This window comes from Paenibacillus sp. 1-8, assembly GCF_056316205.1.
Map to the genome: position 1 here is coordinate 2254344 of NZ_CM149995.1, position 22274 is coordinate 2276617.

A 22274-nucleotide genomic window follows, 5' to 3' on the forward strand; every position below is an offset into this window, starting at 1 on the left:
GAACCGATAAGGATGTGATTTCATGCCAAGCCGTAGACGTTCACGAATAAAAAGACCGCTGCTCCGCGAAGTATGGCGGTGGCTGACGGATACGGCGGATCGGCTTGGTGGCTGCTCCCTTCAAGTCAAGCTCATTGTCGCATATATCGCCGTTATATTAATCCCGGTTGTATTATTCTCGCTATATACCTTTCACCAGCTATACGAGAACACCATGCAAGAGATTACCGCCCAAAATCAGTATGTGCTGGATACAGAGCTGGCCCATATTCACAGCAATATGGAAATTATGGAGCGAACCGCACAGCTTGCGATTTCAGATCGCAACGTACTCCGTTATTTGACTGAGGAACGTGAAATGAGCAGCGATGAGCTGGTGCAGTTCAACATGAACGTGTTTCCGAATTTGCAGCATTTGCTGTACAGCAATCCCAATGTGGCGAATATTCGGCTGTATACGAGCAATCCACACGTACGCGAAATATGGCCGATGATTTTCAACGAGTCACGATTGCCTGTGGCTTCCTGGCTGAAAATGGCTCAACATCAGCAAGGGAAAATCTGGTGGGAAATGTATCAGGGACCAAAAAGCTTGCTTCGAGGGCAAGCACGACAGGAAGGCGAAACGGTGCAGTATATGGCTTTGCTGCGTGAAATTCATGCTGGAGAAAGACATACGGGCTTGGTGGAAACGAACATGAGGCTGGAGTTATTTTCGCCCAGAGTATTTGATACTCCGCAAGATGACCGTGCATCGTCACAAATGCTCATATGGGGCGGCAGCGATTCCAGCCCATGGAACAGCGGCAAGCCCATGTCTTTTAACGATATAGCAACAGCCTCCTCTCCATTCGATGCGATTCCCATACCTGAGTCCGATTTGCGCCATCTGTTTCAGTCCCGCGTTCAGGGACCGGGTGGTGCTTTTGATTTTACTTATGAAAATAAGCCTTATCTCGGTCTGTACCGTTCTATAGAAGGGCTGGACGCTTATCTGCTAAACGTGGTAGCGCTGGACGGTTCGCTGGGTGATCTCCGTCAGAAGCGCAATGCTATGCTGCTTATTATTTGTGTACTGATTTTGTTGATGTCACTTATTTCCTACACCTTGCACGCTTTTATCCTCAAACAGCTTCATACACTGCGGGAATCCATGCAGAAGGTGCAGCAGGACGGAGACTTTCAGCTTCGGATTCCCGTGTATGGACGTGGAGAGGTGGCGGAGCTGGCCCTGTATTTCCGCAGTCTGCTGAGTCAGATTAACGGGCTTATTGCCGAGGCAGTACACAAGCAGGCCGCTGCTCAGGAGGCCGAATTGCAAGCACTCAAGCATCAAATTGATTCCCATTTTCTTTATAATACGCTGGAAAATTTAAAAATGATGGCAGAGCTGGAGCGTCAGTATCCGTTATCGGATGCCTTGACCTCTCTTGGCTCGATGATGCGTTACAACCTTCAATGGTCCGGGCCATACGTTGCGCTGCGGGACGAAATCCGCCATATTCAGCATTATGTGGCTATTATGAACATTCGCCATGACAACCAAATTGGTCTGGAGGTTCATCTGCCGCCAGCGTATATGGAGCAGGAGGTGCTGAAAATGTCGCTACAGCCTGTGGTGGAAAATGCCATCAAGCACGGCTGGAGTGCATTGCACAATGAAATGGATGAATGGGAACAGCCTGAACGGACATTCAGCATTACCATAGAAGCCTGCATGATGCAGGAACGATTTGAGCTGCGCATTCGGGATAATGGAGCAGGGATACTCGAAGAGAGAAGACAAGACATTATGGCAGGTCTGGCACAAAAAGATATGGATTCACGTGAGCCGGGAATGAATGGAGGGATCGGTTTGCGCAATGTGCATCGTCGCCTGAGTATGCATTATGGCATAGGGTACGGCATCCGACTGGACAGCATCCTCGGACAATCGACGACAGTGACCCTGATTTTGCCCAGACGTCACATGATGAGAGGGATGGACAATGGCGACCAGACTATTGATTGCGGATGACGAAAAGAACATTCGAATGGGCCTTCAGTCCATGATTGAACGGGAATTTTCCGGCCTATATGAATGTGCACTAGTCAAGGACGGAAGAGAGGCTTGGCAGCATGTACAGCAGTATTCACCTGAGCTGGTCATTACGGATATCCGTATGCCTGTCATGGATGGCATTATGCTGATGAAGCATATCCGCGAGCTGGAGCCGGGACGCAGGCCTATGGTGATCATTCTCAGTGGATATGACGAGTTCCAGTATACAAGAGAAGCGATTCGCTGCGGAGCACGGGAGTATTTGCTCAAGCCGATTGTCAGGGAGGAGCTGTTCGGTGCGCTGGTAACCTTGAACGAGGAATTGGAGCAGCACGCAGGTCAGGACAAACTGGAACACAGGAACCCTATCATAAACGATAATATTGTCGAAGTGGAGAAGGAAAGACGGACCGGAAGCATGGATAGTATTAGTGTCATCGCCGATAGAAGAGGTAGTATGACGCGAGCTATCCAATACATCCATGCTCATTACAGCGAGGATTTGAATATGGCGGTAGTATCCAATTCGGTATCGTTGAATTACACGTATTTTAGTCAGGCGTTCAAAGCCTATACAGGCATGAGCTTTGTTCAATATGTAAAAAAATTGCGCATTGCAGAGGCCAAGAAACTGCTGGGGTGTCAAGGAGGCAAGATTTATGAAATTGCTGCTAACGTGGGCTTTGACAATGCAAAGCATTTTAACAAGGTGTTTCGTGAGCTGGAGGGGATGACCCCGCAGCAGTTTCGAGTGAAGAATCAAAGGGGTAATTAGACATAAGGAGGCAGAAAACTTCACTGCCTTTTTACCCTTATCCTGATATAATAAACGTAAGCTTAACCATGGCCTTCGATCAGAGAGTTTGTACACAATCACACGAATCGCCGAACGGAAGGGGAGAGCATATGGTTATTTATGAAACGGACCAAGCTTATATCATGACGACGCAGCATGACCATGCCCATATTTCAGGTGAGTTGGCTTCACAATGGGAAGAGAGCGCCTTCAAGAATAGACGTCATAAGCAGGATTTTGTATATGCAGCAAGGGAGCATGATCGGGGTTGGATACAGTTAGACGCTGCTCCTTTCTGGAATGATCATGTGTCTGCACCTTATACGTTTATTGATTTTCCGCTCAGTCCACGTTTTGTTTTCTATCATCTTGGGATTGATGAAGTCGAACAAGGAAATACGTATGCGGCGTTGCTGTGCAGCTTGATGTACAAGGAGCTAGTCGGACGGACCGAGCATCAAAACGCTCAGGACAAGCAGATTACGCATGTTTATCAGGAGGCAGAGGAACAGCGTCGGCAGAGGCTCAAACAGGAGCTGGCATGTGGCGTAACTTTCGAACATCAAGTGCGGACGGATGTACGGAGAATGTTGTTTTGCGACGAATTGAGTCTGTTTCTGTGCAGTCGAGAGCCGGGTACGCCTACAGCAGATTATGAATGGTTTGCTGAAGGTTTGAGCTTCCCGACTGTTCGTCATGAAAGCGGGCGAGTTCGGGCAGAGTGGTTATCGGATCAGACTGTAGGAATTTCCTTTTTTCCTTTCAAGGGCAAGGTAGGGATTACTCATACCTTTAAGAAGGTGGACAAAGAGAAAATTCGTACCTTTGGTCTCCTAGAGGCCTACCGTTCCTCCGAATGGAAGCATCGAACCTTTACCATTGAACATATCATGGAAATAGAAGAACACAAGGAGAATGCCTGACCGTCTACTGATACAGCCTCGAACAGATATATTGTTCGTGGATGCAGAGAAAAGTCAGAGCAGAGCCTCCCTGAACAATGATTCAGAGAGGCTCGCTTTTTTCTTGCTTTAACATTTTACGATTTTGCAGATGTTTTTGCACGGTTGACAATAGTCTGTACCTTATTCAGTATCTTATCGCGTGCCCCTTTATTTTTCATCAGATACGTAACACCCATTCCTAATACTGCTACCACCCATTTTTTATTCTTCATGAATAACGCCTCCTTATGATCATGTTGTCATACACAAATGCTTTAAAAGCATCCAAAATGTGAAAAGATGAACGGGATTTTACGATTTAGTGATTCCTTGCACTCGTTCCGCATAACTATGATTTACCCTTTCCATCACATCTTACCCGTTCCTTCAGCAATAAAACGATTACGACTGTCTTTTCACGTTTAATGGATATTATCAAGTATCCTGCCGCAATTGCTTCAGATGCACATGACAGGGAGGTCTTTGTTATGAGAAAGAAGGAAGTAGTTGCCATGCTGCTCGCTGGCGGACAAGGCAAAAGACTCAAAGGACTGACCCGTACACTTGCCAAACCGGCTGTATTTTTTGGAGGAACCTACCGCATCATTGATTTTCCCCTCAGCAATTGCACTCATTCCGGTATTGATACCGTGGGCGTGCTGACCCAATATGAACCGCTGGTGCTTCATTCCTATATCGGTGTCGGCAGTGACTGGGATTTGGACCGCCTGGACGGAGGAGTTTTCGTTTTGCCTCCCCACGAAAAGGAGAATGGAAACAACTGGTATCGGGGTACGGCGGATGCTATCTATCGGAACCTGCATTTTTTGGATCAATATGACCCGGAGCATGTACTCATTTTGTCAGGCGATCACATTTATAAAATGGATTACAGTCGCATGCTCGACTATCACAAGGAAAAGGGAGCAGATTGCACCATTTCCGTCATCGACGTCACGATTCAGGAAGCCAAAAGATTCGGGATTCTGAACGCCGATGATGATCTGAAAATATACGACTTTGAGGAAAAGCCGGAACAGCCAAAAAGCACGCTGGCCTCCATGGGCATTTATTTGTTCAAATGGGAGGTGCTGCGCCGATATCTGCTGGAGAGCGCGAGTGATTCTGAATCCTCGCATGATTTTGGCAAGGATATCATTCCGTTGCTGCTCCAGCATGGGCGGTCGCTGTATGCGTACCCGTTTGCCGGGTACTGGAAGGATGTAGGCACCATTCAGAGCTTGTGGGAGTCCAACATGGATCTGCTGGCTCAAGACCCGCCTCTGGATCTGAACGACCCTTTCTGGCGCATCTATACCCGTAGCCCCAATCAACCGGCCCAGTATATAACCCAACGGGCGATTCTGAAAAACAGCATCGTGAATGAAGGCTGCGTGGTGGACGGAGAGGTCAGGCATTCCGTGCTATTTTACGGAGTTGAGGTAGGGGAAGGGAGTGTTATTACCGATTCTGTCATTATGCCAAACGTCAAAATTGGTCGCAATGTTCGTATTCACCGGGCCATTGTGAGCGAAAACATAATTATTGAAGACAACGCGGTCATCGGATCTGAGGGCAGTTCGGATGAAATTGTTTTGTTCGATCAGGAAAGCCAGCTTCATGCACGAATATAACCCGGATAAGGACGGTGTCCGCTATGAGCCGACTCATTGGAGTCATCAACCTGGATCACGAACTGGATCAGTTGAAGGAGTTGACCTATTTCCGGTGCGGGGCCGCAGTACCCTTTGCCAGTCGATATCGGCTCATTGATTTTACCTTATCTAACATGATGCATGCAGGGGTGCATGATATCGCACTGTTCATCCGTCGCAAATACCGTTCGCTTCTGGATCATCTGGGTGAAGGGCGGCCTTGGGATCTGGACCGCAGACGGGGCGGATTGTTCATTTTACCACCGGACTGGAATGATCCGACGGATGCATCCCTTGGAGATTTGCAGCATGTACACAACAATCTGGACTTTTTTCATCGTTCATCGGGTCAGACCATTGTTCACGCCGGAACCCAGCATGTCAACAAGGTTGATATTGAGGATGTATACCGTTTCCATCGGGAGAAGAACGCGGACGTCACCCTTGTGTACAAAGCAATAGATCAGCTCGAATCTGAGCACGCTCCTTGTGTTCGACTGGAGATTGATGAGGACGGACGGGTGACGGGCATTCATCAGGAGCAGGATCATCATAATATTTATCTGGAAATTTTCGTCATGGATAAAAGCCTGTATCTTGATCAGGTGAAGCATTGCATTGCTCATCAGGATAACCATTTTTTCCGGGATGCCATTCAGAAAAACCCTAGTGGTCTGCGCATTTATGCATACCCCTATGAAGGCTATCATGCCGTGATTAATTCTATTGAGAGTTACTATAAAAACAGCATGAAGCTGCTGGATCAGCAGCAGTATCAAGCGCTGTTCCAGAATCAGCCGGTGCATACGAAAATCAAATATGAAGCCCCAACCCGTTATACGGACACTGCCGAGGTGGATCATTCGCTTATCGCCAACGGCTGCACGATTGGGGGGAAGGTGGAGAACAGCATCCTTTTTCGCGGGGTACGGGTGGAGGAGAGCGCACGGGTAAGTAACTCGATCATTATGCAGAAATGTGTGATCCGTAAAGGCGCAGTGGTGGAGAATGTGATTTTGGATAAGGATGTGCAGCTTTCACCGGATCGTACCCTGATTGGAGACGCCAGAGTACCCTATGTCATTGCCAAAAATAGCGTGATTTAAAAATATAATTGAGCATTTAAAACGGAAATAACAGGAGGTCACACCTTTGTTCAGCAATAAGGAAGCATTTAAGCAGGCTTTTCGAGAGCAACTGGTCGGAAGGCTGGGCAAGCCGATGCAGGAAGCTCAGGCGGAAGACATATATAAGGTTTTGGGCGGTATGATCCGCGAACAAGTCGGCAAAAATTGGGCGGAAACGAACCAAGCCTATAAAGAAGGACAAGAGAAGCAGGTCTATTACTTTTCACTGGAATTTTTGATAGGTCGTCTGCTGGGCAGCAATTTGCTGAATTTGGGCGTGCTGGATATGGTCCGGCAGGCACTGGGAGAGCTGGGCTGGGATCTGGAAGAGATTGAAGAACAGGAGGCAGACGCGGGGCTGGGCAATGGCGGTCTCGGCCGTCTGGCGGCTTGTTTCATGGATTCGCTGGCATCCCTTGGCTATGCAGGACATGGCTGCGGCATCCGTTACAAGTACGGTCTGTTCGAGCAGCGTATTGTGGACGGAAACCAGGTGGAGCTGCCGGATTACTGGCTGCAAAAAGGGAACGTCTGGGAGGAGCGCCGCCCCGACAAGAAGGTCGAGGTTCAGTTCTGGGGACGTGTGGAAACTCGGGAGGAGGACGGTCGTCTTGTATTCGAGACGCAGGATGCCGAAACGGTCTGGGCAGTTCCGTACGATATTCCACTTGTGGGCTACGGACATACGCAGGTGAATACGCTGCGGATCTGGAGTGCGGAATCGGCGCTTGATCCTGTCCGAGGGCCGATTCGAGGCGAAGGCGGTTACTACCGCTTTCTTGACTACAATCGCTCGGTGGAATCCATTTCGGCGTTTCTGTACCCGGACGATTCGAATTATGAGGGCAAGCTGCTTCGCTTGAAGCAGCAGTATTTCCTCTGCTCGGCCGGCTTGCAAAGTATTTTGCGGACGTTTGAGAAGCTTCGGTTGCCCTACAGCCAGTTGCCTGACAAAATAGCGCTCCATATTAACGATACACATCCGACGCTCGTAATACCGGAGCTTATGCGTATTTTGATGGACGTGAAGGGCTTGGGCTGGGATGAAGCGTGGGATATTACGACGCGGACGGTTTCGTATACGAATCATACGATATTGAGCGAGGCGCTGGAGCAATGGCCTGTCAATATGGTGCGGGAGCTGCTTCCGCGAGTTTCTCTTATCATTGAAGAGATTAACAAGCGTTATTGTGCAATGCTGCTGGAGCGTTATCCGGGACAGGACATCAAAATTGGTGAAATGGCGATTATTTACGGTGAGCAAATTCGCATGGCCCATCTGGCGATTGTCGGCAGCTACAGCGTCAACGGGGTGGCTGCGCTGCACACGCAAATTTTGAAGGAGCGGGAAATGAAGCCGTTTCACGAGCTGTATCCCGGCCGTTTTAACAATAAAACGAACGGGATTGCCCATCGCCGCTGGCTCATGCACGCGAATCCCGAGCTGGCAAGCTTGTATGATGAAACGATAGGCACACGCTGGAGAACCCGCCCACGCGAGCTGATCGACCTGCTTCGTTACAGCGGGGACGAGTCGTTCAAGGAACGGATACAGGCGATTAAGCGAAATAATAAAGTCAGGCTCGCCGAGCATGTTTTTGCTAAACAGGGCGTGCGACTGGATACGTCCTCGATTTTTGATGTACAGGTCAAACGACTGCATGGATACAAGCGACAACTACTTAATATTTTGCATGTGATGCATGTTTACAATCAGCTCAAACATAATCCTTCCCTGGATGTGGTGCCGCGCACGTTTATTTTTGGAGCTAAAGCTGCTCCCGGCTATTATCTTGCCAAGCAGACGATTAAGCTCATTAACAACGTGGCGGACACGATCAATCGGGATGTGGATGTCAGGGACAAGCTGAAAGTCGTTTTTCTGGAAAATTATTCGGTTTCACTGGCCGAGCTGATTATTCCTGCGGCGGATGTCAGCGAGCAGATCTCCACAGCAGGTAAGGAAGCCTCAGGCACCGGGAACATGAAATTTATGATGAACGGTGCGCTCACCCTGGGTACGTTGGACGGAGCCAATGTAGAAATGCATGAAATGGTGGGCGACGCCAATATGTTCATTTTCGGACTGAAGGTGGATCAAATCGAGGCGTATTACCGGGACGGACAATATTCAGCACGCAAAACAGCCAACAGTGACGAAAGACTGCGTGAAGTGCTGGATCAACTGGTGAACGACGCTCCTTTTACGCGGCATGAACGGGAGTTTGAGGCTATTTATCAATCCCTGATTGATCATAATGATGAATACTTTGTGCTCAAGGACTTTGCCGCATATGTAGATACTCAGGTGCAGATCGAGCAGGTGTACCGGAATCCGTCCGAGTGGACGCAGCGTGCCATTGTAAACATGGCGCATGCCGGTAAATTTTCCAGTGATTGCACAATTCAGCAGTACGCGGCGGATATTTGGGACATTATACCTCTCCAAAACGAAGTCAACAAGCGAATCTTGTCCTAAAACGGCGAAACAGGCGGAATGGCATTGCTTTTCGAACGCTGAGGGTTATAATGACAGTATAGACATAAGTAAGGATGGGGAGCTGTATATACTCATTCCTGAACTTGAATTGTACTGTTGAAGGAGTCCTCCTATTGATAAAGCTCAATCCGAACAGGCTCAAACCTCATAAATCGAAGAAGAAATATAATATGTTTCATAATATATGGCGTGCGATTCGGCTGAATTTCATCAAGCTGTTGCGTGCCCCTGGTGGCGTAAAAAAGATCTCTTTGGGCTTCGCCATTGGCTTTGCGCTGGAGATGATTGTGATTTCCACGGCTTCTCTGGTATACCTTGTCTTTTATCCGATTGTTCGTCTGTCCGGCGGTTCGCTGCCAGCGGCAATTGTGGGCAACGTTGTAGGTAAGCTGACCTTTTTGCCAATTGTACTGATGCCATTCGCCAAGCAACTGGGAGCTTGGGTTTATCCGTCCCATTACCCGGTCCATGTCCGGGGAGGTCGGCTTCACGAGCATTCCTTTATGGAGCTGTTTCATGGAAACTGGTCTGTATTCAGAGACCTGCTACATGGAGGATTGCATATTTTGATTGGCATGTCGATTTTTGGCGTGGTGCTAGGGATTATTTCGTATTTTGTCATTCAATTTCTGTACAACCGTTCGCTGCACAAACGGCTGGAAAAGCGGAAACTGCGTCACGGCGCAGCCTTTTCAGGGGCCAGACTGCTGAAGAATGGATAACGAAGTGAATAAGAAGCTCCTTAGCCTATGAATTAGGCCTGAGGGGCTTCTTTTTGGTTTGCCTAAAATCGTTGAGGAACTTATTCGTTATTTTTACGATAGTAAAGGGTTAATTTGGCTTCATTCGCTCGAATCGTTTACAATACGTGTGCATACAACACTGGACGACAGGTTAATGTACATACAAGGAGTGGTGAAGTTGCGGAATATATGGCAAATCTACTTAACAGACTGGAAAAATGTATTCAAAGTATCAACCGGGACTTTATTGGTCATTGGTATTATTCTTTTGCCTTCCGTCTATGCATGGGTAAATTTGAAAGCAATGTGGGACCCTTATGCGAATACATCTGGTATTAAAATTGCAGTAACGAGTCAGGATCAGGGCACTGAGGTGAACGGGAAGAAGATTAATATCGGTGACGAGGTTTTGCATAATCTTCAAAATAACAAGAAACTGGGCTGGACCTTCGTCAATGAAGCGGAAGCGCGAAAAGGTGTGCTGAACGGAGATTATTACGCAAGCCTGCTCATTCCAAAGGATTTCTCCAAAAAAATTACGAGCGTGCTCACGGAAAATTCGCAAAAGCCGGAGATTGATTACGCCGTCAATGAAAAAATCAATGCGGTTGCTCCCAAAATTACTTCTTCTGGAGCAACCGCTCTGACGAATCAGATTAGTCAAAACTTTATTGAAACCGCCAGTAAGGCTGTGCTGACCAAATTGAAGGAAGCCGGGGTGAAGCTGGAGGAGGAATTGCCGACCATTCGCAATATTGAGAACCGGGTGCTGGAGCTTAACAACCGATTGCCGGATATCGACAGATTAGGAAAGCAGGCTATCGAACTGGAACAGAATTTGCCGAAAATTAAGGCACAGGGACAAAAGATCATTGCATTAAAGGAGAAAATTCCTGAAATTAACCGTGCTGGCGATCTGGTGCTGAAAATTGAAAAAAACTTGCCCGAGCTGGACAAGGTGGCGGCGGTTATTTTAGATATACAAAAAAAGCTGCCAGACATTCAAAAGGCCGGGGATCGGATCGTGGAGCTGGATCAAAATTTCGGTAAGGTAGAAAGCGCATTGGCTACGGCCCTGGAGGATACACAAACGGCGCTCAAGGTCATTAATGCCGCACAAAAATCGTTGCCTGAAGTACAAAAAATTGCGAATACTGGCAAGGATTTTACAACCGGATTGCTTGATTTTCTGGATAAAAATGATGGTGCGCTGGATTCAATCGGCACGGTGGTCAAAGAGGATTTACAGTTGGTACAGCAAATGGCGAATGGAGTTTCGGAGATCACAGGAATCATCCGCGGTGTTGATTTTGATCCTAAAGCAGCACAGGCTGCGGTGAATCGGGTTAGCGGAAGACTGACCACTGCTGTGGGAGTGCTGGATCGTATTTCTCAGTTGTTGACCCGTGTTAACGGATATTTGCCGAGTCAGCCGCTGGATTCGCTTATTTCCCGTGTGAGTGGGGTAGAGGATCGATTCCGTCGCTTGAATAGCACGGTTACCAGCATCGGAGATGCCATTCAGCGCGGCGAGAAGCCTGCACAAAATCTGCTGGATGACGCTGACCGCCTTGCTGGAGAAATCAGCAGCGGGATCGACAGCATTTTGGGCAACTATGATACGGAATATGCACCAGCCATTCAAAAGGCGCTGGATCAAATCAAGACCGTTGCCCGCAATTCTGCGAATGTGCTGAATACGGCCCAAGAGCAGCTACCGAATATTGAAAAAATACTAAATGATGCTCAGGCTGCCGCACAATTCGGTCAGGAAGAACTGACTCGACTTCAGCAGGACCTGCCACAATATCGGCAAAAGCTGCATGAAGCAGCTACGACGATTCAGGGACGCATGGGTGAATTTACGAATGCTGTAAACAAGGCAGCGGACTTCGTGAATAACGATTTGCCTGGGGTTAAAAGTAAAATTCATCAGGCGGCGGACTTTGTGCGTAACGATTTGCCGAAGGCGGAGCAGCAGTTTGTCAAAATGGCTGACCTGATTGAGAACAAGTTTCCTGAGGCAGAACACGCGGTGCACCAGGTAGCCAACTTTGTGAGGACGGATCTTCCTGCGGCTGAGGATTCCATACGTCAGGCTGCGGACACGATTCGCAAGCTAAAAGGTGAAAATGCCCTCGGACGGGCCATTGCGCTGCTCAAGGGCGATGTGAAAAAGGAGAGCGATTTTCTCGGCAGTCCGGTGTCGTTGAAACAGGAGCGGATTTATCCGATTCCGAACTACGGTTCTGCGATGTCGCCTTTTTATACCACATTATCGGTTTGGGTAGGTGCGATGCTGCTGGTGTCGATGTTCAGGGTAGATGTGGAGGACCCGGAAGGTAAATATAAAAGCTACCAAGTGTATTTCGGGCGACTTATGACCTTCTCCACCATTGGTATATTTCAGGCGCTTAGTGTGTCACTGGGTGACTTGTTCCTGCTCGGTGCGTATGTGGATGCCAAGGTGGCATTTGTACTGTCCTCCATGCTGATTAGTCTCGTGTTCACGGCCATGACCTATACACTGGTTTCGGTGTTTGGCAATATTGGTAAGGGGCTGGCGGTTATCTTGCTGGTGCTCCAGTTCTCCAGTTCAGGTGGCACGTTCCCGATTGCTACAAGCACGCCGTTTTTTCAAGCGCTGAATCCGTTTGTACCGTTCACCTATGCGGTTAGTCTGCTACGGGAAACGGTGGGAGGAATGCTGCCTTCGACGGTGACGCGGGATGTGGTAATGCTGTTTGTATTTATCGGGTTTTGCTTCCTGTTTGGATTAGTGCTTAAGAAGCCGCTCAGCAAGCATACGAAGAAGATGGCTGAGCGTGCGAAAGAGACGAAATTGATTCCTTGATTGTTAAAAAGAGAGAGTTACAGTGTGGGGGCGGCTCCGCGAAGGATTTGATCTTACGATCGCTGTTGCCCCTGAATTTTTTGGATTGTATAAGACATGATAAGGTTAAAATTCAGGGGCAAAGGCGAACGCTCCGCTTCTACAGATTCAAACCCTCCGCTCCGCTGGGGCTACCACCGTAAAGTCACTTTCTTTTTAACATACGGCGGGTAGTATAAGGGAGGGGCCTCGCGCTGACAGCTTCGGCAGGGTGTGAGGCTTTTTTGTTTGCGCTAAATAATACATTTCTATTTTAGGGTGTTTCAAGGTGGTGTTTTCTGGTGAATAAAGTGGGTATGGTCTTTTTTGGCAGGGGATTTTTATGAAATTTTAAAATTCTTAGGCAAAGGCGGGAGGCAGTATGGAATATTCATATTTGGGAAAGTCAGGCTTGCAGGTTAGTCGGTTGTGTCTGGGGACGATGAATTTTGGACCGGAAACCGAAGAAAAGGAAGCGTTTAAAATTATGGATGCCGCGCTGGATGCGGGCATTAACTTCTTTGATACAGCCAATGTGTACGGACAGGCCCGTAAAGGGTGGACGGAAGAAATTATTGGACGCTGGTTCCAGCAGGGTGGCGGAAGACGCGAGAAGGTCGTGCTTGCAACGAAGGTATACGGGGATATGAAAAATGAGAACGACGGTCCGAACGCAGGATCAGGCTTGTCAGCTTACAAAATTCGCCGTCATTTGGATGCTTCTCTGAAACGCTTGCAGACCGATCATATCGAGCTGTATCAGATGCATCATGTTGATCGAAACGTGTCATGGGATGAGCTGTGGGGCGTATTCGAGTCAGTTGTGGATCGGGGACAAGTCGATTATATCGGTTCCAGTAACTTTGCGGGCTGGCATATTGCTGTGGCGCAGGCCGAAGCGAAGGCACGTCGTTTTTTGGGGCTTGTATCCGAGCAGCATTTGTATAATCTGAACGAACGTTCCGCTGAGCTAGAGGTATTACCTGCGGCTCAGGAGCTGGGACTCGGCGTTATTCCATGGAGCCCGCTGGCTGGCGGGCTGCTGGGACGTAATGCATTGGCAGGCACCGGCTCACGCAGCGCACGTTCCAAGGAAAAGATTGAACAGAATCGTGCGAAGCTGGAGCAATTTGCAGCGTTGTCTCGCGAGCTGGGCGAAAAGGAAGACGTGATTGCGCTGGCTTGGGTATTGTCCCATCCGGCCGTAACGGCTCCGATTATCGGTCCACGGACATTGGAACAACTGGAGGATGCTCTCCGGGTGCCTGAGGTCAAATTGAGCGAGGATGTGCTTGCCAAGCTGAACGAAATTTTCCCTGGTCCCGGCAAACCTGCGCCGGAAGCCTACGCTTGGTAAGTTGAACCCTTTCTATTCAAGCATCATTCCTATTTAGGCATCATTCGTGGAAGCGAAGTGAGCATTGACGGTGAGTGCCAAGGTGACAAGAAGCGAATCGCAAAAAAGCAGCAGAGCAGGAGTAGCCTCCTGAGTCTGCTGCTTTTTTACTAGATTGCCCTGTCAGAACCTGAAAAATAAGCGATCATGACTAGAATAATCCTGCGCTAAACGTGATCTGTCTTTTTGGGCATTATCCGAGGGATGATTTTCTTATCATGTGTAATATAACTGTGCAGAACCATGCCAAGAATAACGATGAACATACCTATCCATGATAAAAGAGAGGGAATCTGTATGGATAGAAAGATCAGTTCTCCCATTAATGCGAAAAGCACTTCCAGAGATTGTGTTGCTTCCACCGTTGCTAACTTTTGCATATTTCCCCGAACCTGATCTGTTGCTTTAAAAAACAGGACTGTAGCAATCACTCCTGAAAACACGGCCACCAAAGCGGATTGCAGCGTCTGCTCCTGACTCGGCATTCCCACGCTAAAAACCCCGTATAACGAAAGGAATAACCAGAACGGCAAACTGGCTAATGTCATCCCGAGAACACGTTGATAGGCATCCAATCGCCCTGCACAAACTTCCATCATTTTACGATTACCTAGTGGATAGGCAAATGAAGCGAGTACGACAGGCAGAATGCCGAATACAAAATCCTGGGTGGAAATGGATTGCGACTGTTCGAATTGCATGAGAATAATCCCAAGTAAAATAACCAAAGACATCATAAGTCCCTGAATGGGGATTTTTCCTCGTACTTTTAAAGGGCCATTTTCCGTTTGCACAATTTCAGAAAATAACGGAACAAGCAATGAACCGGAAATAATGGTAATTTGCCATGTTCCCGCGATCAGCCAGCCTGGTGAATAAGCCGATGCGAAACACAATGGAGCATAAAACAGTCCAAACCCGACGAAGCTCCATAAAACCCAGATCCCCGGTCGTTCTCTCATGACGTTCCAAAGAGGTTTAAGCTTGCGCTGGGTCAAAACGATGACGAATAAAACGGGGAGCATAAACAGATAGCGCAAAGAAGCACTCCATATCCAGCTTCCGCCTAATAACTCCATTGACCGATTGAGAACAAATGTAAAAGCAAAAAAGAAAGCCGCCAATATTCCGAGCCAGATTGATCGCAAAACATTCACCTTATTCTTTAAGTATCGTTATTACCATATATTAATAACTTTTTATGATTCATTACAAGGGTTTCTTCGTAGTTGACAAGGCGAAAGGGATACTGTATATTACTGAATGCTAATGATAATAGTAATGATTACTATTTAAATGACGTGAAGATAATGAGCTTATATTAAAGGGAGCGTACCACCAATGAATAAGAAAGTAATACCGGTAACGGTGCTGAGCGGATATTTGGGTGCAGGGAAAACAACGATTTTGAATCATGTGTTAAACAATCGGGACGGAATGAAAGTGGCCGTGATCGTCAATGACATGAGCGAAGTGAACATTGATGCCGAGCTGGTCAAAAAAGAGGGGGGCTTGTCCAGAACAGAAGAAAAGCTGGTCGAGCTGTCCAACGGCTGTATTTGCTGCACATTGCGCGAAGACCTGCTGCTGGAAGTCAAGAAGCTGGCGGAACAAGGCGAGTTTGATTATATTTTAATCGAATCCACAGGGATCAGTGAACCTGTACCTATCGCTCAAACCTTTACGTACGCCGATGAAGGGACAGGCATTGATTTGGCTTCCCTGGCAAAGCTCGATTGTATGGTGACCGTGGTCGATGCGAACCGTTTCTGGCATGATTTTGAATCGGGAGAAACGCTGCTGGATCGCAGGCAGGCTACGGGAGAAGACGACACGCGTGATATTTCGGACTTGCTGATTGACCAGATTGAAACCTGTGATGTACTGATTCTGAATAAATGCGATTTGGTTCAGCCTGCGGAGCTGGACAAACTTGAGGGCGTTTTGCGCAGATTGCAGCCTGAGGCCAGAATCATTCGTACCTCCAAGGGACAGGTCGCTCCTTCAGACATTTTAAACACGGGATTGTTTAACTTTGACAAGGCCAGCCAATCCGCCGGATGGATTCGTGAGCTGGAGCTGGAGAACCATACACCGGAAACGGACGAATATGGCATCAATTCCTTTGTATATCGCCGCAGAAGACCGTTCCATCCTGCGAGATTGGCTGAATTTATGAGCTACTGGCCGGAGGAAGTCGTTCGTACCAAAGGCTTGGCCTGGATTGCGACCCCTCAGGATTGGGCGGCCAGTATCAGCCAGGCAGGCCCCTCCATTCAATTTGGCCCTGCTGGAAGCTGGCTGGCGGCGTTGTCCGAGGAAGAACGTCAGGAGATCGTCGCGGCTGATCCTGAGGCATTAGATAACTGGGATGAGCAGTGGGGCGACCGCATGAGCGAAATCGTCATGATCGGTATCGGAATGAATCGACCGGAGCTGGAAGAAGAGCTGGATGAATGTCTGCTAAACGATAGCGAAATGGACATGGACTGGTCCGGCTTTGAAAATCCGTTACCATGGCCGACAACGGATGAATCCTCGTCTATAAATTAAAAGGTGTATCTAATTTACAGAAATAGGATGTAGTGTATTGTCATATGGACCTAGTGATCCATTCAGCAATGAAGTCCATGCATTTTTTGGCGGCTGGAGAAACATTCTTTAAAGAAGCGGTAGCGATACCAATAGTGCGGGAATGTTTTCCTTCCAAAGGTCGAATAGAGATGTCATAAGGAATGTGAGATAAAATCATTTCAGGAAGAATACTCACACCTAAGCCGTTCTGTACCATGGCCATAATGGCATGATCATCTTCTAATTCATATTTGATTCTCGGTGAAATATTAAACTGTGAAAAAATATTTCGCACATCGGTGTCACAGCCTGCAACAGGCATAATGAAAGGCTCATCTATGAGCTGATCCACACGAATAGCGGCTTGCTCCCCAAGAATATGATTAGAAGGAAGCAGGCAAAGCATCCTTTCTTCTTTTAGTGGTAGCGCCTCTAATGTGTCTAACGTGGGTAGGTTTACGAAGCCAAAATCAGCCTCGCCGCTGACTAACCAACTCTCAATTTCATGGTAGTTCCCATCGAGCAGTTTCATCTCAATGAGAGGAAACTGCTCGTTGAATTTTTTTATAATACGCGGCAGCCAATGAATAGATACACTTGAGAATGTACCTATTTTTACGGTTCCGATTTCCAATCCTTTAATTAAAGCTACCTCTTGATAGAGCTTTTCGTCCATTTGTATAATCTCTCTGAAGTGCTTCATTAATCTTTCTCCGTTGTTGGTTAATTTGATGCCTGAACGACCCCTGATCAGGAGTGTTAACCCTAGTTCATGTTCTAAAGCAGAAATGGCATGGCTGATTGCTGATTGTGTAAGATTTAGAACTTCCCCTGCCTTTGTGAAACTTCCCATTTCAACTACGCTAAGAAAAACCTTATATTTAAACAACTTGGCTCACTCCTACTTCTATGAAATATATTCATGTATCGTATCATATAAATTCATTTTTTTATTTAATAATTATGATTATAATCAAATTAAAGAAAGATTACTTATTTTGTTCTTGGGAGGTACACATGGACTCAATTGCTAAAACTCCACAGCCGCCTTATTATGCGGCCATTTTTACTTCTGAACGTAACGAAGGAGATCGTGGGTACGAAAAAATGGGTGACAAAATGTTGGAATTAGCTGCTAAACAACCTGGTTTTTTAGGCGTGGAAAGTGTTCGTGACTCACAAGGAGTAGGCATCACCGTCTCATATTGGGAGTCCTTAGACGCTATCAGGAGTTGGAAGCATCATGAAACGCACCAAGTCGCACAGGAAAAAGGAAAAGCAGAATGGTATAAAAGCTACGGTCTTAGAGTATGTAAGGTAGAACGGGATTATTTTTTTGAAATGTAAAGTAAGGTAGTTATAAGTTTAAGGGAGCACCTTCATAGCCATTTTTGGCTTTGAAAATGCTCCCTTTTGGATGTTTCAGATCTTAAAATATGAGGTGCTCAGGAATTGGCAGAGTTGATCGGCTTCATATCCTGTATGGCTTCCTTCAGACTTTGGGAGCATTGCTCATACAGTTGTTTTCTTTGCTGTTCACTGGAGTCTGCCGCCAGCTTTTGCAATTCCGTCGTGCATTGTTCCAACAGCGTCAGCACGGCTTGATTAGAGTCCTGTACCTTGGACATCTGTACATTATCGCTGTACTGGTCAATGTATAACTCCCCTTGCGGGTCCACCTGCGCGAAAAATACGTCTTTGACCGTCAGGCTTTTTTCTTTCAGCTTTGCATCCAGCCATTGTTGAGTAATTCCCATGTACGCCATTTCCTGCTCCATGAGTTGTCCATCCATAATAATGGCTGTGGGTTCTTTCTCCGGTAGCTGCAGCATATTGAGATCCTTAAGCGTCACAGCCTGCTTGTCTTTGGCCAGCAGCACGTTGACCTCACCGCTGGTCTCCATAAGGGCAAATTCCACGTCAGCAACCTTGAATACATTTTTGCTCCGCAACTGCTCCATGAGTTCATCCAGTGTAAGTCGTTCCTTTTTCAGATTATCCTCTAAAATTTTTCCGTCTTTGACCAAAGTGGTCGTCTTTCCGTCGATAAAATCTCTGGCCTTCTTACTTTTAATTTGCAACAATTCAATGAAAAACGTTGTCAGGACCCATACTGCCATGGATACAGAGCCCAAATACCAAGCGGATTCTCGTTCCAGGGGAATGGAAGCAGCCAGGTTACCGATCGTAATTCCGGTTATATATTCGAACAAGGAAAGCTGAGATACCTGACGTTTCCCGAGAATTTTGGTAATTAAAAATAATATAGCGATAGCCATTAGCGTGCGTAAAGCAACCTCGGCCCATTCCTGCATATGCTCAACCTCATTTCATTCCGCCGCAAGTGCGCTGATATTCCAAGCATGTCCGCACCAAGGTTTGTTTAAACGCTGGGTCATCCAATTTTAGATAACCGTTTAAATCGTATTAAAATTTTCTATCGTTGCATTATCAATGTCTATTACGCAGGCGATTGACGGAAAAGGGTGGGCAGGATACATTATAAATATAATTCTTATTTAGTTCATCGGAATTATAAACATTAAGTTCACGGAGGTATGTATATGTCATCCAAACCCAAAGTTGTCTTGTGGAGTAAAACAGGCTGTCATTTTTGTGGAGAGATTAAATCATATCTGGAATCCCAAAATCAGCCTTATGAAAATATTCAGGTAGACGGAAATGATGCCCTGCGTGACGTGCTGGAGACAAAATATGGTGTTCGCTTTGTCCCTGTTGTTGAGGTAGGCGGGGATAACAAATATGAGGCACTGCTCAACCCGGATCTGGAAGAGCTGGGTAAAGTGCTGGAAAGTTACAGTCAGGCGGTATAAGCCAACGGGAAAAGGTCAGTAGCTACGCTGCCTATACAAAATAAGCAGTGCAAACTGCCCTTACAAGCGTAAACTCCCTACAAAGAAGTAGCAGCGTAGTTGCCTTGAAAACAAATGATTAGCCCTAGGATAACAATAATTTTCAAGAGAGGTGGAACAATTCATGGCGAAAGACAGACAAATCAAATTTGGTGCCATTATTCACGGTGTTGGAGGAAGCATGACGACTTGGCGTCACCCTGAAGTGCCTGCGGACGCGAGTGTTAATTTTGAATTTTATAAGACACAGGCGCAAAAGGCGGAGGAAGGCAAGTTTGACCTTGTTTTTATCGCAGACGGTCTGTTCATTAACGAAAAATCCATTCCCCACTTTCTGAACCGTTTTGAGCCGATTACGATTTTGTCCGCTTTGGCCGGGGTGACGAAGCATATCGGGCTGGTTGGCACGCTGTCGACTTCCTACAGCGAACCGTTTACGGTAGCACGTCAGTTTTCTTCTATTGACCATATTAGCGGAGGTCGTGCAGGCTGGAATGTGGTGACTTCCCCGCTGGAAGGCTCTGCTCTTAACTTTAACAAGGGCGAGCATCCATCGCATCCACAGCGTTACAAAATCGCGGAAGAATATTTGCAGGTAACCAAAGGACTGTGGGATTCGTGGGAAGAGGATGCATTTGTTCGTGATAAGGAATCCGGCGTGTTCTTTGACCCTGAAAAGCTGCATACCCTGAACCATAAAGGCGAGTTTTTTTCTGTGCAGGGTCCATTGAACATTGGAAGATCCAAGCAGGGACAGCCGGTTATTTTCCAGGCAGGTTCCTCGGAAGATGGCAAAAATCTAGCCGCTAAGGAAGCGGATGCTGTATTTACGGGACACGAAACGCTGGAGGAAGCGCAGCAGTTTTACCGTGATGTGAAGGAACGGGCGGTACGCTATGGCAGATCCGAAGAGGATATTGTCATCTTACCGGGAATTTCACCGATTATCGGTAGCACGACGGAAGAAGCAGAGCGTAAGTATGAGGAGATCACCAATTTGGTGACCATTGAGACTGCGTTAAAATTTTTGGGCCGTTTCTTCGATCATCATGATTTCTCACAATATCCGCTGGATGAGCCATTCCCTGAGCTTGATGGTATCGGCAGCAATTCTTTTCGTAGCGGCACCGATAAAATCAAACGGACAGCCAAAGAGCAAAAACTGACGTTGCGCGAGGTGGCATTACGTTCGGCAACACCTAGAACTGCGTTTATCGGTACAGCTGAGCAGGTGGCAGATCGGGTGCAGGAGTGGTTTGAAAGAAAAGGAGCAGATGGATTCATTATCGGTTCTGATGTACCGTCTGGTCTGCATGATTTCGTAAATCTGGTTGTGCCTATTTTGCAGGAGCGCGGTATTTACCGTCAGGATTATGAATTCAGCACATTGCGTGAAAACCTGGGTGTACCTATTCCTGAGAACCGCTACACAGCAGCTAAATCCAAAGTGAAGGTAGACGCGTAACAGAAGGAGGGGTTGAGAGGAAACCTGTACTTCCTTTATTTATTGGTGGCACGCTGGCTCACCTGCTGGTCATTGATTATGCTTTGAAGCCAGTTCTTAACGCGCTGGGAGGAAGACATATTCTTGGCGGCGTGTATGCGGTAGATCAGTGGGTTGAACGGTTGCCGGATGAAGCATATGGGCTGTCAGAGGAACTGGTTTCACGGCTGGATCGCTCTGTTAAAGAGCTGACGGAGCTATTGAAGTATAAATATTTTCAATTTTTACATTGACAGGGCGTTCAGTGAGTTTTATGATACAAAAAACCAAGTTAACTTATTGGATAAATGTATTTAAAACTCACTGGGGGACTTGTGTATGAATATCGAGAATATGGAAGCTTTTGTATACGTGAATCATTATGGCAGTTTTAACAAGGCGGCAGAAGCGTTGTTCTTGTCACAGCCCTCTGTCACAGCTCGGATTCAGACGCTGGAGCGCGAGCTGGAATGCAAGCTGTTCGACCGCAAAAGCAAGCAAACCATTTTGACGGAGGATGGACGAAAGTTTCTTCCTTATGCAGAGCAAATGCTGCAAGTGCTACAACAGGGCAAGCAAAAGCTTCAACAGCGTAAAAAAGCCCCTCAGCAAGTTCGGATTGGCTGCACGATATCGGTGTCGAACTATATTATTCCTGAGATCTTAAGGCAACTCCGCGCCCGTTATCCGGAGATTAACTACAAAATTGTGACGGCTACGACGGATCAACTGGTACATAAGCTGTTGAACCGTGAGGTGGATATTAGTTTTGTCCGTAAAGTGATGCATCCGGCCATTCGTACGCTTGCTTTTTATGAAGATCCGATTTCCCTGTATGTATATGACGGCCATCCGTTTATGAAGACAGGAAAGGCCAGCATACAGGATATTCAGCATGAAACGCTGGTATTTTTTGAATGCGGGTCATTGGACTGGATGAGGATTCATCGGTCTTTTGAATCGCTGGAGCAGCCACCGGATATTGCCTTTCAGGTAGATAATGTGGTTACAGCCAAAAAGCTGGTGCTGGAAGAAGCGGGCATCGCCTTTTTACCGGATGTCTGTGTGAACCGTGAGGTGAAGGATAAGAAGCTGTTCCGCATTCATGTACCAGAGGTAGCCGGGGTGTCCATGCAGATCAGCATTGTGGCGACTAAAGAAAACTGCACGGTAAGCTCAGATTTTGCAGATGCACTGACAGAAGGCTTCCGGGGTGCTGTTTTGTAAACCGTTTTTTTTGCAAATGGATGAAATGTTCTCTTGCCTGGTA

At 47.1% G+C, this 22274-nt stretch carries 18 protein-coding genes and 1 pseudogene; 15 read left to right on the plus strand and 4 right to left on the minus strand.

Annotated elements, in window-relative coordinates:
- Positions 1-22: 22 nt before the first annotated feature.
- The 3 genes from AC0WRU_RS10575 (at position 23) to AC0WRU_RS10585 (ending at position 3760) form a co-directional block, all read left to right on the plus strand.
- On the plus strand, positions 23-2017 hold the full coding sequence (locus AC0WRU_RS10575) for a sensor histidine kinase (RefSeq protein WP_476128236.1): 1995 nt from the start codon (positions 23-25) through the stop codon (positions 2015-2017).
- Positions 1989-2816 carry a response regulator transcription factor gene (locus AC0WRU_RS10580; protein WP_476128237.1) on the plus strand — a complete coding sequence of 276 codons (828 nt, stop codon included), beginning with the start codon at positions 1989-1991 and terminating at the stop codon, positions 2814-2816. Before AC0WRU_RS10575 ends, AC0WRU_RS10580 begins: the two co-directional genes overlap by 29 nt.
- A 131-nt stretch (positions 2817-2947) precedes the next feature.
- Positions 2948-3760: a DUF3891 family protein gene (locus tag AC0WRU_RS10585; RefSeq protein ID WP_476128238.1), complete on the plus strand. Its 813-nt coding sequence runs from the start codon at positions 2948-2950 to the stop codon at positions 3758-3760.
- A 116-nt stretch (positions 3761-3876) separates the two neighbouring features.
- Here the strand turns inward: AC0WRU_RS10585 and AC0WRU_RS10590 are convergent, their stop codons facing one another.
- On the minus strand, positions 3877-4014 hold the full coding sequence (locus AC0WRU_RS10590) for a hypothetical protein (protein ID WP_162833924.1): 138 nt from the start codon (positions 4012-4014) through the stop codon (positions 3877-3879).
- Positions 4015-4269: 255 nt separating this feature from the next.
- Between AC0WRU_RS10590 and AC0WRU_RS10595 the strand changes: the two genes are divergently transcribed.
- From AC0WRU_RS10595 to AC0WRU_RS10620, 6 genes are all read left to right on the plus strand, one after another.
- On the plus strand, positions 4270-5415 hold the full coding sequence (locus tag AC0WRU_RS10595) for a glucose-1-phosphate adenylyltransferase (protein ID WP_025685563.1): 1146 nt from the start codon (positions 4270-4272) through the stop codon (positions 5413-5415).
- A 23-nt stretch (positions 5416-5438) separates the two neighbouring features.
- Entirely contained in the window at positions 5439-6542 is a 1104-nt protein-coding gene (gene glgD / locus AC0WRU_RS10600) for a glucose-1-phosphate adenylyltransferase subunit GlgD (protein WP_476128239.1), read from the plus strand.
- Positions 6543-6588: 46 nt separating this feature from the next.
- Positions 6589-9042 (plus strand): glycogen/starch/alpha-glucan phosphorylase, encoded by a 2454-nt coding sequence (locus AC0WRU_RS10605; RefSeq protein WP_476128240.1) that lies wholly within the window; start codon positions 6589-6591, stop codon positions 9040-9042.
- A 191-nt stretch (positions 9043-9233) separates the two neighbouring features.
- A complete protein-coding gene (locus tag AC0WRU_RS10610; protein ID WP_476128241.1) occupies positions 9234-9785 on the plus strand; it encodes a DUF2062 domain-containing protein in 552 nt (183 codons plus the stop codon).
- A 199-nt stretch (positions 9786-9984) separates the two neighbouring features.
- Positions 9985-12660 (plus strand): YhgE/Pip domain-containing protein, encoded by a 2676-nt coding sequence (locus tag AC0WRU_RS10615; protein ID WP_476128615.1) that lies wholly within the window; start codon positions 9985-9987, stop codon positions 12658-12660.
- Between the two features lie 400 nt (positions 12661-13060).
- The gene (locus AC0WRU_RS10620; protein ID WP_476128242.1) at positions 13061-14035 is read left to right on the plus strand and encodes an aldo/keto reductase; all 975 of its coding nucleotides are present in this window, start codon (positions 13061-13063) and stop codon (positions 14033-14035) included.
- Positions 14036-14241: 206 nt separating this feature from the next.
- Here the strand turns inward: AC0WRU_RS10620 and AC0WRU_RS10625 are convergent, their stop codons facing one another.
- On the minus strand, positions 14242-15222 hold the full coding sequence (locus tag AC0WRU_RS10625) for a DMT family transporter (RefSeq protein WP_476128243.1): 981 nt from the start codon (positions 15220-15222) through the stop codon (positions 14242-14244).
- A 193-nt stretch (positions 15223-15415) separates the two neighbouring features.
- Here AC0WRU_RS10625 and AC0WRU_RS10630 point away from each other — a divergent pair, with 193 nt between their 5' ends.
- The gene (locus AC0WRU_RS10630) at positions 15416-16627 is read left to right on the plus strand and encodes a GTP-binding protein (RefSeq protein ID WP_476128244.1); all 1212 of its coding nucleotides are present in this window, start codon (positions 15416-15418) and stop codon (positions 16625-16627) included.
- A 40-nt stretch (positions 16628-16667) separates the two neighbouring features.
- Here the strand turns inward: AC0WRU_RS10630 and AC0WRU_RS10635 are convergent, their stop codons facing one another.
- Positions 16668-17537 (minus strand): LysR family transcriptional regulator, encoded by an 870-nt coding sequence (locus AC0WRU_RS10635; protein ID WP_476128245.1) that lies wholly within the window; start codon positions 17535-17537, stop codon positions 16668-16670.
- A 128-nt stretch (positions 17538-17665) separates the two neighbouring features.
- Here AC0WRU_RS10635 and AC0WRU_RS10640 point away from each other — a divergent pair, with 128 nt between their 5' ends.
- Positions 17666-17995: an antibiotic biosynthesis monooxygenase family protein gene (locus tag AC0WRU_RS10640; protein ID WP_025685554.1), complete on the plus strand. Its 330-nt coding sequence runs from the start codon at positions 17666-17668 to the stop codon at positions 17993-17995.
- Between the two features lie 98 nt (positions 17996-18093).
- Here AC0WRU_RS10640 and AC0WRU_RS10645 read toward each other — a convergent pair whose 3' ends face one another.
- Complete coding sequence (locus AC0WRU_RS10645) at positions 18094-18963, minus strand: DUF421 domain-containing protein (RefSeq protein ID WP_476128246.1); 870 nt, start codon at positions 18961-18963, stop codon at positions 18094-18096.
- Positions 18964-19212: 249 nt separating this feature from the next.
- Here AC0WRU_RS10645 and AC0WRU_RS10650 point away from each other — a divergent pair, with 249 nt between their 5' ends.
- From AC0WRU_RS10650 to AC0WRU_RS10665, 4 genes and pseudogenes are all read left to right on the plus strand, one after another.
- On the plus strand, positions 19213-19482 hold the full coding sequence (locus AC0WRU_RS10650) for a glutaredoxin family protein (protein WP_044645553.1): 270 nt from the start codon (positions 19213-19215) through the stop codon (positions 19480-19482).
- 163 nt (positions 19483-19645) lie between these two features.
- Positions 19646-20986, plus strand: a complete 1341-nt coding sequence (locus AC0WRU_RS10655; RefSeq protein ID WP_476128247.1) for an LLM class flavin-dependent oxidoreductase — start codon at positions 19646-19648, stop codon at positions 20984-20986.
- A gap of 14 nt (positions 20987-21000) precedes the next feature.
- A pseudogene (locus AC0WRU_RS10660) lies at positions 21001-21258 on the plus strand (NADPH-dependent FMN reductase family protein); the annotation flags it as partial.
- Positions 21259-21343: 85 nt separating this feature from the next.
- A complete protein-coding gene (locus AC0WRU_RS10665; RefSeq protein WP_476128248.1) occupies positions 21344-22231 on the plus strand; it encodes a LysR family transcriptional regulator in 888 nt (295 codons plus the stop codon).
- Positions 22232-22274 lie beyond the last annotated feature (43 nt).